The organism is Betaproteobacteria bacterium, from assembly GCA_009693245.1.
Lineage (GTDB): Bacteria > Pseudomonadota > Gammaproteobacteria > Burkholderiales > SHXO01 > SHXO01.
Map to the genome: position 1 here is coordinate 1 of SHXO01000028.1, position 13,723 is coordinate 13,723.

10 protein-coding genes are annotated in these 13,723 nt (G+C 59.3%); 6 read left to right on the forward strand and 4 right to left on the reverse strand.

The window, feature by feature from the left end; translation table 11 throughout:
• Window positions 1-230: 230 nt before the first annotated feature.
• Window positions 231-1,967, forward strand: coding sequence for a lipid A export permease/ATP-binding protein MsbA (gene msbA, locus EXR36_06400; GenBank protein ID MSQ59272.1), 1,737 nt, complete (start codon window positions 231-233; stop codon window positions 1,965-1,967).
• Between the two features lie 492 nt (window positions 1,968-2,459).
• Here msbA and EXR36_06405 read toward each other — a convergent pair whose 3' ends face one another.
• From EXR36_06405 to polA, 3 genes are all read right to left on the reverse strand, one after another.
• On the reverse strand, window positions 2,460-2,711 hold the full coding sequence (locus tag EXR36_06405; protein MSQ59273.1) for a hypothetical protein: 252 nt from the start codon (window positions 2,709-2,711) through the stop codon (window positions 2,460-2,462).
• Window positions 2,698-2,970, reverse strand: coding sequence for a BrnT family toxin (locus EXR36_06410; GenBank protein ID MSQ59274.1), 273 nt, complete (start codon window positions 2,968-2,970; stop codon window positions 2,698-2,700). The genes EXR36_06405 and EXR36_06410 overlap by 14 nt, the downstream gene beginning before the upstream one ends.
• 99 nt (window positions 2,971-3,069) lie before the next feature.
• Window positions 3,070-5,805: a DNA polymerase I gene (polA, locus tag EXR36_06415; protein ID MSQ59275.1), complete on the reverse strand. Its 2,736-nt coding sequence runs from the start codon at window positions 5,803-5,805 to the stop codon at window positions 3,070-3,072.
• 73 nt (window positions 5,806-5,878) lie between these two features.
• Between polA and EXR36_06420 the strand changes: the two genes are divergently transcribed.
• The 3 genes from EXR36_06420 (at window position 5,879) to EXR36_06430 (ending at window position 8,298) form a co-directional block, all read left to right on the forward strand.
• Window positions 5,879-6,607: a TIGR00730 family Rossman fold protein gene (locus EXR36_06420; protein MSQ59276.1), complete on the forward strand. Its 729-nt coding sequence runs from the start codon at window positions 5,879-5,881 to the stop codon at window positions 6,605-6,607.
• A gap of 3 nt (window positions 6,608-6,610) precedes the next feature.
• Window positions 6,611-7,561, forward strand: a complete 951-nt coding sequence (locus tag EXR36_06425; protein ID MSQ59277.1) for a homoserine kinase — start codon at window positions 6,611-6,613, stop codon at window positions 7,559-7,561.
• 77 nt (window positions 7,562-7,638) lie between these two features.
• Entirely contained in the window at window positions 7,639-8,298 is a 660-nt protein-coding gene (locus EXR36_06430; GenBank protein ID MSQ59278.1) for a hypothetical protein, read from the forward strand.
• On the opposite strand, the gene EXR36_06435 is transcribed toward EXR36_06430, so the two are convergent.
• Complete coding sequence (locus tag EXR36_06435; protein MSQ59279.1) at window positions 8,295-10,502, reverse strand: DNA helicase II; 2,208 nt, start codon at window positions 10,500-10,502, stop codon at window positions 8,295-8,297. The two genes, EXR36_06430 and EXR36_06435, sit on opposite strands and share 4 nt — an antisense overlap.
• Before the next feature lie 122 nt (window positions 10,503-10,624).
• On the opposite strand from EXR36_06435, the gene EXR36_06440 reads away from it, so the two are divergent.
• Together EXR36_06440 and EXR36_06445 are read left to right on the forward strand one after the other, a co-directional pair.
• Window positions 10,625-13,210, forward strand: coding sequence for a leucine--tRNA ligase (locus EXR36_06440; GenBank protein ID MSQ59280.1), 2,586 nt, complete (start codon window positions 10,625-10,627; stop codon window positions 13,208-13,210).
• A 3-nt stretch (window positions 13,211-13,213) separates the two neighbouring features.
• Window positions 13,214-13,720 (forward strand): hypothetical protein, encoded by a 507-nt coding sequence (locus tag EXR36_06445; GenBank protein ID MSQ59281.1) that lies wholly within the window; start codon window positions 13,214-13,216, stop codon window positions 13,718-13,720.
• Window positions 13,721-13,723: the final 3 nt, after the last annotated feature.

Consider the following 13,723-nt stretch of genomic DNA (forward strand, 5'->3'; position numbering starts at 1 on the left):
CGGATCTCCCATCCGAGTGAGTTGCTAGGCGCGCTCTTGTACATCGAAGAATCCAGGCTGCTTGGGTTTGGGTTGCTTCCTGCGTTTGTCTTTCTTCATCGGCCTCGGGATCACTTTGCGCTTCTAGCCTTTTTATCACATCGATTCCATACACACTACTCTAGAATGCTGAATTATTAGAGGTGCCCTTAAGACCGCCCGCTTCTGTTATCTTGCGCCCCATGAAAAATATGACCAGCGCACAGCTTTATCTTCGCCTGCTCGGTTACGTAAAGCCCTATTGGGTGGAGTTCGCGGCCTCCATTATCGGCATCGCCTTGGTGGCCGCATCGGAAGTGGTGCTTCCCATGGCGATCAAGCCTTTCCTGGATGGTACCTTCGTGGAAAAAGACCCATTCCTGATGAAATGGATTCCGATAGGGATCGTCGGGATTTTCTTCCTTCGGGGCATCGGCGCCTTCGTGGGCGCCTTCGCCAGCGCCTGGGTGGGGAATAAGGTGGTGCTCGATTTGCGAGCGGAAATGTTCCGCAAGATTCTGCGGCTGCCCACTGGGTTCTTCGACAACAGCATGACGGGGAATCTGATCTCCAAGATCACGTTCGATGTCACGCAAGTCACCAACGCCGCCACGCAGGTGGTCAATGTCTTGATCAAGGATTTCCTGATCCTGTTCGGTCTCATGGCCTGGCTTCTCTACCTGAATTGGAAGCTCACGCTCATCACCTTTCTCATGGTGCCGCCCATCGCCATCGTCGTGCGTGTATTCAATGTGCGGCTGCGTAACATGAGCCGCCGAAGCCAAGAGGCCATGGGCGACATCAACAACGTTTTGCAAGAGGCCATCGAGTGCCACAAGGTGGTGAAAATCTTCGGCGGAAAGGACTACGAGTCGAAGCGTTTCTTCGAGGCTTCCAACCGCTTTCGCGGATTCGTCATGAAGCAAGCCGCCGCGGGCGCGGCCAACGTACCCATCACCCAGATACTCGTGGCCATCGCCACGGCCGTCGTGATTTACCAAGTCACGCTACAGGCCTCCGCCGATCGCACCACCGTGGGCGGATTCGTGTCCTTCATAGGCGCGATGCTTCTGTTGAGCGCGCCCCTCAAACGCTTGGCCGGCGTAAGCGAACATCTGCAGCGCGGGCTGGCCGCCTCGGAGAGTGTGTTCGGGCTTATCGACCAGGAGACCGAGCAAGACACCGGCACCATCCAGCTCGGCCGCGCACAAGGCGCGCTGGTGTTCGAGAACGTCAGCCTTCAATACGAGCAAACGGAAGGCGAGGCCCTGAGCAACATCAATCTCCAGATACAACCTGGTGAAACCATCGCTCTCGTCGGACAATCGGGCAGCGGGAAAACCTCTCTCGCCAACCTGATCCCGCGCTTTTACCAACCCAGTTCCGGCCGCATCTTGCTTGACGGACACGATCTCGGACAAATCACGCTATCGAGCCTGCGGGCGAACGTGGGTCTCGTCAGCCAGGACGTCTCGCTCTTCAATGACACCATCGCCGCCAACATCGCCTATGGCGCTCAGGCCGGAGTGTCCGAAGCGCAGATTATAGAAGCCGCGGAGGCCGCTCACGCCATGGAGTTCATCCGCGCGCTGCCGGAAGGGATGAATACGCTGGTGGGCGAAAACGGCGTGCGCCTATCCGGCGGCCAGCGCCAGCGGCTCGCCATCGCGCGCACGCTGCTGAAGAACGCGCCCGTATTGATTCTCGACGAGGCCACCTCCGCCCTCGATACGGAATCCGAACGCGCGGTTCAAGAAGGTTTGGAAACGCTGATGCAGGGCCGGACTACCATCGTGATCGCACACCGTCTTTCCACAATCGAAAAAGCCGACCGCATCGTCGTGCTCGACCAGGGCGAGATCGTTGAGACCGGAACGCATGCGGAGTTGGTGGCGAGAGAGGGCGTTTACTCCAAACTTCAGAGTCTTCAGTTTTCCGAGGAGAACTGAAAAGCCTTTGGTTAACGTAAAGCGAGACGCACTGAGGCTACACAAATCGGTTCGGCGATATTTTTCATGGCCATCATCAAGAGCGGATACTACAACTGCGCATCCCATTCTCCGCCCACGATAACAAAATAGCAGTAACACTGCCCAACCGTCATGAACAAAATGTCTGGCATGAGGTGCGCCTCGAACTCAAGCACCATCGTGCTTTTACGGTATTGGTCAAGGCTCTAGAAATTGGATGCATTGCGACAGGTGCTGCATAGCCAATGCGCCGCAAGAGAACGTGATGCATTGACGCCGCTTGTCGTCAATTTGAGAGGTCGACCTTAGAAGGTGGCTAGCTAGTTTAGAAAACTGTCCCGGGGAAATGGCATCGTTGCAAACCCATATTTTCCCGTCGCTGGATTCAAGTTCCAGAATTGCGGGCACAACTTAGTGCGCCAGCTCCAAATTCGGTCCTACGCTCATTTCCACCTGGAGGTAAACGGATAGCTAACCGGCGCGCACCGCTTTTGTACGTATTCTTGCCGAGCGCCGAGCCAGGCCGGCTGCGGATCGTGCAACGACAACAAGGGAATTCAATGCCGCGTTTACTGCTTCGTTGGTCGGAAAAATCTTGGACAACTCGGGGGAAAGCAGAACTAGATTGCTGCCCTTCTTGAACTCAGCGTAGTGCTTTCCACGCACGCCTTTTCCTAGATCCTCGCGCCGGTATTCGGCGCGCATTTCCTCAGCCTTCTTCATAGATCTTCCTTTCACGCCTCGTAGCGGGACGCGCACTAATCATTCGGAACTTTCCTTTACGGTGGGTAAATATCACAGCGAAAACCCGTCCCGCACGGGACAGGCCAAACATAAGCCAGCGCTCTTCGCCAATCGAATGATCGGGATCCGCAAAGGTGTAGGCGATGGGATCGCCAAAAACCGAGGCCGCTTCCTCAAAGCTAACCTTGTGCTTCTTGAGGTTGCGCGCTGCCTTAACGGGATCGTCCTCAAATTCCATAGCGCGTCACTTTATCAGGCGTGAGGGAGATAGGTCTTACGAACAGCACTTTATCCTCTAGCCCCCCCCAAAAGGCTATCCTCTTCCAGGCATCAGACCCTAGTGCGCCCGCTCCCAATTCGGCCCCACGCCCACATCCACCTGGAGCGGAACGGATAGCTGGGCAACGCCAGTCATGAGGCCAGGGAGTTCTTGCCGCACGCGCTCGGTTTCGGAGTCCGGGACTTCCAGAACCAACTCATCGTGCACCTGCATGATGAGTTTGGTTGCAAGCTGTGTTTCTCGCAGCCACTTATCCACCGCGATCATTGCAAGCTTGATGAGATCCGCGGCCGTACCTTGCATGGGCGCGTTTATGGCCGCGCGCTCGGCGCCTTGGCGGCGGCCGGCGTTGGAGGAACGGATTTCCGTCAAGAACAAGCGGCGGCCGAAGACGGTTTCCACGTAGCCTTTTTCGCGCGCGGTTTCGCGCGTGTGCTGCATGTAGGCGGCCACTCCGGGATAGCGCGCGAAGTAGCGCTCCATGTACTGCTGGGCGGCGTTGCGTTCGATGCCTAGTTGCCCCGCCAGCCCGAAGGCGGACATGCCGTAGATCAAGCCGAAGTTGATCACCTTGGCGTAGCGGCGTTGCTCGCTCGTGACCTGGTCGCGCTCCACGCCAAAGATTTCCGAGGCGGTGTGGCGGTGCACGTCTTGTCCGGTGGCGAAAGCGTTGAGCAAGCTCTCGTCACCAGATAGGTGGGCCATGATGCGCAGCTCGATCTGGGAGTAATCCGCCGACACGATGCTGGCGCCCGGAGGCGCGATGAAGGCCTCGCGAATGCGGCGGCCCTCCGCCGTGCGCACGGGGATGTTTTGTAGATTCGGATCGGTGCTGGACAAGCGGCCCGTCACCGCCACGGCTTGCGCATAGTTGGTGTGCACCCGGCCCGTTTTCGGGTTCACCATGCGGGGCAGTTTGTCGGTGTAGGTGGACTTCAACTTGGAAAGGCCGCGGTAATCGAGCAGCACCTTCGGTAACGGATAGTCGAGCGCCAGCTCTTGCAGGACGTCCTCGTCGGTGGAGGGCTGGCCCGTGGGAGTTTTCTTGATGACGGGGATCTTGAGTTGGTCGAATAAGATCTCCTGGATTTGCTTGGGCGAGCCAAGATTGAAGGGGCGGCCAGCCAGTTTGTGTGCCTGGGATTCGATCTCGATCAAGCGCGTGCCCAGATCGTGGCTCTGCGCATCGAGTAATGGCGCATCGAGCAGCACGCCATTGCGCTCCATGCGCAGTAGCACTTCCATGGCGGGCATCTCGATCTTTTCGTAGATGTAGAGTAGCTTTTCTTCCGCGCGCACCTGCGGATAGAGAACTTGGTGCAATTGCAAGGTGACGTCGCTATCCTCGGCGGAATACTCGGTGGCCTTCTCCACGCTCACCTGGTCGAAGCCAATGTGATTCGCGCCCTTGCCCGCCACCTCGGCATAGAGAATGGTTATCACACCCAGATGACGCGCGGCCATGGAATCCATGTCGTGGGGCTTATGGCTTTCCAATACGTAGGATTGCAGCAAGGTATCGTGCACCACGCCGCGCAGTGCGATGCCATGATTGGCGAACACATGGGCGTCGTACTTGGCGTTCTGCCCTACTTTCGCCTTGGAGGCATCCTCCAGCCAGGGTCGAAGGCGGGCGAGGGTTTGTTCGAGACCGAGCTGCTCCGGCGCGCCGGGATAACGATGCGCCAGCGGAATATAAGCGCCTTCATGGGCCGCGACCGATAGGGATATGCCCACGATGCGCGCCAGCAGTGGATCCAGGCTCGTGGTCTCCGTATCCACCGACACCAACTCCGCGGCTCCGATGCGCTCTAACCACGCCTCGAATTGAGCCATGGCCAGCACACATTCGTAATGCCGTGGGACGACCTCCTTCGGCGGCACCCCCGCCGCCTCGCCGGACGCCTCACGCCTCACGCCTGACGCCTCACGAAAACCCGGAGTCTCGCCCCCATCCAACTCCCTGCGCCAGCTCTTGAACTCCAGCCTATCGAACAATTCCCGCAACGCCGCGACATCCTGTTCGCCGTAATGCAGGGTTGCCAGTGGCACGGGCAACTCGACGTCGCACTTGACGGTGAGGAGCTTCCTCGCTTGCGGAAGCCAATCCTTCGCCTTGCGCAAATTCTCGCCTACCACGCCGGCGATCTCATTCTCGTGGGCTATCACGTTATCGAGAGTCCCGTACTGCGTGAGCCACTTCACGGCCGTCTTGGGCCCCACCTTCTCGACCCCAGGGACGTTATCCACGGAATCGCCGATGAGGGTGAGGTAATCGATGATCTGCGCCGGTTTCACGCCAAACTTGCCCTCCACTCCGGCCTCGTCGAAGGTTTCGTTGGACATGGTGTTCACCATGGTGACCAAAGGGTTCACCAGCTGAGTCAGATCCTTGTCTCCCGAGGAGATCACGCAGCGCATGCCCCTCTCCTTGGCGAGCACGGCCAGGGTGCCGATCACATCGTCGGCCTCCACCCCTTCGATTTCCAGCATGGGCCACCCCAAGGCACGCACGCACTCGTGCAGCGGCCCGATTTGCGAGCGCATGTCCTCGGGCATTGGCGGGCGGTTGGCCTTGTATTGCGGATACCAATCGTCTCTAAAGGTTTTGCCCTTGGCGTCGAAGACGCAGGCACTATAATCCGCCCCCACTTCCTTGTGCAGCCTCCGGAGCATGTTGATCACTCCGTAGATTGCCCCCGTGGGTTCCCCTCGTTTATTTCTTAGGTCAGGAAGCGCGTGGAATGCGCGATATAGGTAGGACGAGGCGTCGACAAGAAGCAGAGTTTTCATGGAGTTCAATTGACCAGCGACTCCCTCACCGCACGCAGCGTGATACTAACCGAGTCTATTTCGCGATATAACGATGACCACAGCAAGCAAAACTCCGCTCCCTCTCGCGCCTGAACTGATCGGCAAGCAATGGTCGGGGCGAGAAGCCTACCGGGTGCTGGGAATTATGGCAGAGTTCGTCGAGGCGACCGAACGCCTGAGCCATATTCGCCCCGCGGTCAGCATCTTCGGCAGCGCGCGCATGCCGCGCGATCATCACTACTACCGTTTGACGGAACAGATCGCGCGGCTTCTGTCCGATGCGGGCTTCAGCGTCATCTCCGGCGGCGGGCCTGGCCTCATGGAAGCCGCCAACAAGGGGGCCTACTACGGCAAGTCCTTGAGCATTGGGCTCAACATCCAGTTACCGCACGAACAATCGGGCAACCCTTACCAGGACATCAGCCAGACCTTTCGCTACTTTTTCGCGCGCAAGGTGATGTTCGTCAAGCAAGCCGCCGCCTATGTCGTGATGCCCGGCGGCTTCGGCACCATGGACGAGTTGATGGAAGCCTTGACCTTGGTGCAGACCAAGAAGATTCGCCGCATGCCCATCATCCTGGTGCACCGGCCCTTCTGGCAAGGTTTGGTGAATTGGATCTCGGACACCTTCGTGAACGAGAAAATGATCAGCCCCGAGGACGTGGACCTCATACGCGTGATCGACGAGCCGCGCGAAGTGGTGAACGCCATCTTCGATTACTACGAGAAGCGCGGCTTCGAGCCCTCGGCTGCGGAACACGAGGCGCAACTCAACCTCTAGCCCATGTCGGTTTTCACTACCGTCACGCCCGAGCAGCTTGCCCCATGGCTGAAGAATTACGACACCGGCACGCTACAAGATCTACAAGGGATCCTGTCCGGCATCGAGAACACCAACTACTTTGTCACCACCAGCCAAGGGCGTTTCGTTCTCACGCTGTTCGAGAATCTCACGCCCTCCCAACTGCCGTTCTATTTGAATCTCATGGCCCATCTTTCCGGTCATGGCATTCCGTGTCCCAAGCCCATCGCGGATATGCGCGGCAGTTTTCTGGGGGAGTTGAACGGAAAGCCCGCGGCATTGGTGACCCGGATAGACGGCGCTCCGCGCCTCAACCCCACGCCCGCGCACTGCGCCCGCGTGGGCAAAGTACTGGCGGAAATGCACCTCGCGGGACAAAGTTACCACGCGCGCCTGGACAATTTGCGCGGCCCGCGATGGTGGACCGAGGCGGCGGCGCGGATACTTCCCTTCTTGGCAAGAGAGGACGCGAAGTTGCTGCAATCGGAAATTGAATTCCAGGCTGGGCATGGCACACAACGGCTTGCGCGCGGTGTGGTGCATGGGGATTTGTTCCGGGACAATGTCCTGTTCACGGGCGATCAGGTAGGCGGCCTCATCGACTTTTATTTTGCCTGCACGGATACCTTGGTCTACGACGTGGCCATCACGCTCAACGATTGGTGCATGCAAGACGACTGCACGCTGGACGCGGAGCGCTGCCGTCACTTCCTCGAGGCTTACCGGTTGGTGCGCCCTCTTGGCGCGGAGGAACAAGAGCACTGGCCGCTTATGTTGCGGGCCGGCGCGCTACGGTTTTGGGTTTCCAGACTGTATGATCTGCACTTGCCCCGGCCCGGCGCGCTCACGCATGCCCACGATCCGGGACGCTTTCGCCGTATTCTCCTGAATCACATCCGCCACGAAGAATTTGCCACGGAATTGCTTGCCTGATGACGGTGAATAAAATGCCGCCGGCGCGCGGTTGGGCCTGGATACAGGATGCGTTCCGCTTATTTTTGCGAGACCCCTTGAAGTGGGTGATAATGGGGCTTGTCCTCATCGGCGCCATGTACTTGTTGAGCCGCATTCCTTTCTTGGGAGGCCCGCTGGTCTATCTGCTCTCGCCCATCCCAATCGCCGGCATGATGGCCGGGTGCCGCGACCTGGAGCTGGGCCGAAATCTCAGCATCAATCATCTCCTCAGCGGCTTTCGCGATGGCGCCACCAGTCTCGTGACGCTGGGCGGTGTTTTTGTCGTTGCGCAGATTCTCATCGGCGCCATCGTGAGCAATTTGGCAGGCGGCGATTGGGAACAGATGATGCGGTCGGGCGCCCTGCTCGATCCCGCGGCCATCACGCCCGAGATGGCCAACCGCCTAAGCGCCGCCATGCTGGTGGGCATGATGTTGATGGTGCCCGTGGCCTTGCTGCTGTGGTTCTCGCCCGCCCTGGTGATTCTGGACGGCGTCCCGGCCGGCCGGGCGATGGTTCTGAGTCTCCAAGGCTGCCTGGCCAACGTGATCCCCACCATGATCTATGGCCTGGCGATGATGCTGCTCCTGTCGCTCGTGGCGCTCACCCTGGGCTTCGGCATGTTCGTGTGGCTGCCCTTGGCGGTCATCTCGACTTATAGAAGCTACCGGGAGATCTACGTCATGGACGCGCAAGCCGCCAATGAGCCATCTTAAGCCGGACTCAACTTAGCGTATTCCAGCGCCAGCCATTTCGCCCCCGCATCGCGAAAGTTCACCTGAACCCGCGCCTCGCTACCGCGCCCTTCCGCATTCACGATGACCCCGTAACCAAATTTTGGATGGGAAACGCCTTGCCCGATGCGCCAGGGCGATGACGGATCTCGTTGCACCGCTGGGGCATGGCTGCTTGGCGTAAAGGAAAATTCCGAGCGCGCGAATACCTTGGGCGGGGTCAGCCGGCGCACCAATTCGGAGGGAATTTCGCCGATGAAGCGCGATTCGATGTTGTAGCGCGTTTGCCCGTGCAACATGCGGGTCTGGGCCAAGGTGAGGTAGAGACGCCGGCGGGCGCGCGTAAGCGCGACGTACATCAAGCGGCGCTCCTCCTCCGTGCCATCCGCGTCGTTCAAACTGTTCTCGTGCGGAAACAGCCCTTCCTCCAATCCGGTCACGAACACCGTGTGAAACTCAAGGCCCTTCGCGGAGTGCACCGTCATCAGCTGCAATGCATCCTGGCCTTCTCCCGCCTGGTGTTCGCCGGATTCCAGGGAGGCGTGCGCGAGAAAGTTATTGAGGGTGATGAGCCAGGACTGCTCCGCATCGGGATCGGCCACTAGGTTACCTTCCTCGTCGATGACCAGGGAAGTCACGGGATCGGCGGCGAACACGGTGGCCGCCGTGACCAACTCCTTCAAGTTCTCTATCCGGTCCGCGCCTTCTCTTTCGTTGAGGTAGTGGGTCGTGAGCCCGCTGGCGGCGGTAACGTGCTCGACGGCTTCGGGAAGCGTGAGGGGTTCGCAATCCTTTTGAAGATCCCCAATCAAACGTACGAAGGCGCCGGCGCCCGTGCCGGCTTTTCCGCCTAGCGTGTTCGAACAGGCTGCCTGCCATAGGCTGGTGCCGGCGTGCTTGGCGAGGTCTTGCAACTGCTCTATGCTGCGCGCCCCGATACCGCGCGTTGGCATGTTGATCACCCGCAGCAGCGAGTTGTCGTCATCGGGGTTCGCCACCAGCCTCAAATAGGCCAGCGCATGCTTGATTTCCTGGCGCTCGAAAAACCGCAAGCCGCCGTAGACGCGGTAAGCCAATCCGGCGCTGAACAAGGAATGTTCCAGCGCCCGCGACTGCGCGTTGGAGCGGTACAAGATGGCCATGCTGGCGAGCGCCACGCCTTCGCGCGCGAGGCCGCGCACCTCATCCACGATGAACTTTGCTTCCTCCACGTCGCTCGCGGCCTCGTAGAAGCGCAAGGCTTCGCCCTTGCCTTCGGACGTCCACAGATTCTTGCCCAGACGCGTGTGGTTATTCCGGATCAATGCGTTGGCGGCATCCAGAATATTGCCGTGGCTGCGGTAATTTTGTTCGAGCTTGATGACCTGGCCCCTGGCGAAATCGCGTTCGAAGTCCGCCACGTTCCTGGCCGAGGCTCCGCGGAAGGCGTAGATCGACTGGTCATCGTCTCCCACCGAGAAGATGGCATTGTGCTCGCCCGCCAGCAATTTCAGCCAGCGGTACTGCAAGCGGTTGGTGTCCTGGAACTCATCCACCAGGATGTGGCCGAAGCGCCGTTGGTAGTGGTTGCGTAACACTTCATTGCGGCTAAGAAGCTCGAAGGAGCGCAGCAAAAGCTCGGCGAAATCCACCACGCCTTCGCGGTTGCACTGCTCGTCGTAGGCCGCGTACAACTCCACCATGCGCCCGGAAAATTCGTCGCTTGTTTCCACCCGGCTGGCGCGGTTACCGGCCTCCTTGTTGGCGTTGATGAAGTATTGGAGATCGCGCGGCGTATATTTATCGTCGTCGATGTTGAGCGCTTTCAGCAGGCGCTTGATGAGCGAGAGTTGGTCGGCGCTATCCAGAATCTGAAAGGTCTGCGGAAAGCCCGCGTCACGGTGGTGAGCGCGCAGCAACCGGTTGCATAGGCCATGAAAAGTGCCTACCCACATTCCGCGCGTATCGATGGGCAGCATGCCAGAAATGCGGGTAAGCATTTCGCGCGCGGCTTTGTTGGTGAAAGTCACGGACAACAGCCCGTGCGGCAGCACTTGTCCTGTCTGAATGAGCCACGCGATGCGAGTGGTCAGCACGCGTGTCTTGCCGCTACCGGCCCCGGCAAGGATCAGGGCGCTTTGATGGGGAAGAGTGACCGCGCGCAGTTGTTCTGGGTTGAGGCCCTCGAGAAGATTCGTTCCGTACACTGAAAAACGCCAATGGAAATCAGGCCGCGATGCTAACCGAAAGCGGCGGCCGGTGACGGGCGGCTGATGGGTCGCAGGCTATAATCGATGGCTTTCATGGACCGTTCAGCGCACATCCGAACATGTTAGATCCGCATTACAACCCGGAAAAAATAGAACAACAAACCCAATTGGAATGGGAGGCTTCCGGTGCGCACCGGGCCGTGGAAGCCCCAGGAAGGCCTAAGTACTACTGCTTGTCGATGTTTCCCTACCCTTCGGGAAAACTGCACATGGGCCATGTGCGCAACTACACCATCGGCGATGTGCTCACGCGCTACCACCGCATGCGTGGCTACAACGTGCTCCAGCCCATGGGTTGGGACGCCTTCGGGTTGCCCGCTGAAAATGCCGCCATGGCCAATCACGTACCTCCGGCCAAGTGGACCTACGACAACATCGCTTACATGAAGAAGCAGTTGAAGTCGCTGGGTTTCGCCATCGACTGGCAACGCGAGCTGGCCACCTGCAAACCGGAGTACTACCGCTGGAACCAATGGTTGTTTTTGCGCATGCTGGAGAAAGGCATCGCCTATAAGAAGACGGGCGTGGTGAACTGGGACCCCGTCGATCAAACGGTGCTGGCTAACGAGCAAGTGATCGACGGCCGCGGGTGGCGTACCGGTGCCCTGGTGGAAAAGCGCGAAATTCCCATGTATTACCTGCGCATCACCGATTACTCCGAGGAGTTGCTGGCGGCGCTCGATACGCTCCCAGGCTGGCCGGAACGGGTGAAGACCATGCAGGCCAACTGGATCGGCAAGAGCCTTGGCGTGAACATCGGCTTCCCCTACACCTTGGAAGGCAGGAAGCAGGTGTTGCGCGTGTTCACCACTCGCGCCGATACCTTGATGGGCGTGACCTTCTGCGCCGTGGCCGCCGAGCATCCGCTCGCCAGCGCGGCGGCCCAGAACAATCCCAAGCTCGCGGCCTTCATCGAGGAATGCAAGCACGGCAGCGTGATGGAAGCCGACATGGCCCAGATGGAAAAGAAAGGCATGGCGACGGGGCTTTTCGTGGAACATCCGCTCACGCGCAAACAGGTGGAAGTGTGGGTGGGCAACTATGTCCTGATGAGCTACGGCGAGGGCGCCGTGATGGGCGTGCCCGGCCACGACGAACGCGATTTCGCCTTTGCCAAGAAGTACGGTCTGGCTATCGAACAAGTGATCGGTGTGACGGGTAAATCCTATTCGATGAACGCCTGGCAAGAGTGGTACGCGGATCACGGAGTGTGCGTGAATTCCAGGAAGTACGACGGCATGGATTTCGAGCGCTCGGTGGAAGCCATCGCCGCCGATCTCAAGGCTGCGGGGCTGGGCGAGAAGCAGACGACCTGGCGGCTGCGCGATTGGGGGATTTCCCGCCAGCGTTACTGGGGCACGCCCATTCCCATCATCCATTGCGCAATCTGTGGGGATGTCGCGGTGCCCGACGACCAACTCCCCGTGGTGCTGCCCGAGGATTGCGTGCCCGATGGCTCGGGTAATCCGCTCAACAAGCGCATGGAGTTCGTCCAATGCGAGTGCCCCAAGTGCGGCAAACCCGCGCGCCGCGAGACGGACACCATGGACACGTTCGTCGATTCGTCCTGGTACTACTCGCGCTATGCGTGCGCGGATAACCACCGAGCCATGGTGGACGAACGCGTGAAGTACTGGCTGCCGGTGGACCAATACATCGGCGGCATCGAGCACGCGATATTACATCTGCTGTATTCGCGTTTTTGGACGCGCGTGATGCGCGATTTGGGGTTAGTGAGATTCGAAGAGCCCTTCAAGAACCTCCTCACGCAAGGCATGGTGTTGAACGAAATTTTCTTGCGCAAGGCGGGGGCGGGCCGTATCACCTACTACAACCCCGCCGACGTGGAAGTGCGGGTGGATGACAAGGGCGCGCGCTTGAGCACCACCCTGAAGGCGGACGGGCTGCCCGTGGAATCCGCCGGCATCGGTACCATGTCCAAATCCAAGAACAACGGCGTGGATCCGCAATCCCTCATCGAACACCACGGCGCGGATACGGCGCGCTTCTTCATGATGTTCGCGGCGCCTCCGGAGCAAACGCTGGAGTGGTCCGACTCGGGCGTGGATGGGTCTTACCGCTTCTTGCGGCGTCTCTGGCGCTTCGGGGCCGGGCGCGCGCAAGCTCGTGATATCGCGAATACCGATTGGAGCGCGCTTACGGGCGATCAGGCCAGCGTACGGCGAGAAATTCATCTCGTACTCAAACAGGCGAATTACGATTTTTCCAAATTTCAGTTCAACACCGTGGCCTCCGCCGGCATGAAGATACTGAATGCGCTGGAGCGTTTGCCGGAGAAAGAAACGGCAGTGAGCACGGAGGGTTTCTCGATTCTGTTGCGGCTCCTCTCGCCGCTCACTCCTCACGTGTGTTCTCATCTATGGAAGGCCTTGGGTTATGGGGCAGACGTCTTTGGTGCCCGCTGGCCGGAACCAGACGCCTGCGCGCTCGTGCAAGCCGATGTGGAGTTGGTGCTACAAGTCGGCGGCAAAACGCGTGGTTCCATCACCGTGCCCAATGGCGCCACGCGAGAGGCCATAGAATTAATCGCGCGCGGCAGTCCCCTGGCCATGAAGTACATCGATGGCCAGAGCGTCAAGAAGATCATCGTGGTGCCTGGGCGCCTAGTCAACATCGTGATTTAGTCCGTGAGCTCCTCGTTCTTCCGCCATTGGATAGTCTGGACAGTGCTTCTTGCGCTCGCCGGGTGCGGCTTTCATTTCCGGGGAAGACAGGAGATGCCCTTCGCGAGCCTGTATGTGGTCACGACCGAATATTCTTCTTTCGCGGCGGAACTCAAGCGCTACCTGGCCAGCGGGAAGAAAGGCAACGTCGTGGAGCGTGCCGAAGACGCCGAAGTGACCTTGGAAATCTTGAAGGAAGGATCGGAGAAGCAAGTCCTCTCCATATCGAACGCGGGCCGGGTGCGGGAATTCGAACTACGCTATCGCGTGTTGTACCGCTTGAGCGACCGCTCGAAGCACGAATGGATACCGCCCTCGGAATTGCTTCTTCGCCGTGACCTGACTTTCGACGACCGCGAACTGCTCGCGAAAGAAAACGAAGAGGGCCTCCTGCTACGCGATATGAAGAACGACGCCATGCGCTTGATCCTGCGCCGCCTGTCGAAAACCAAACCCCCGCCCGCCACCTGACCG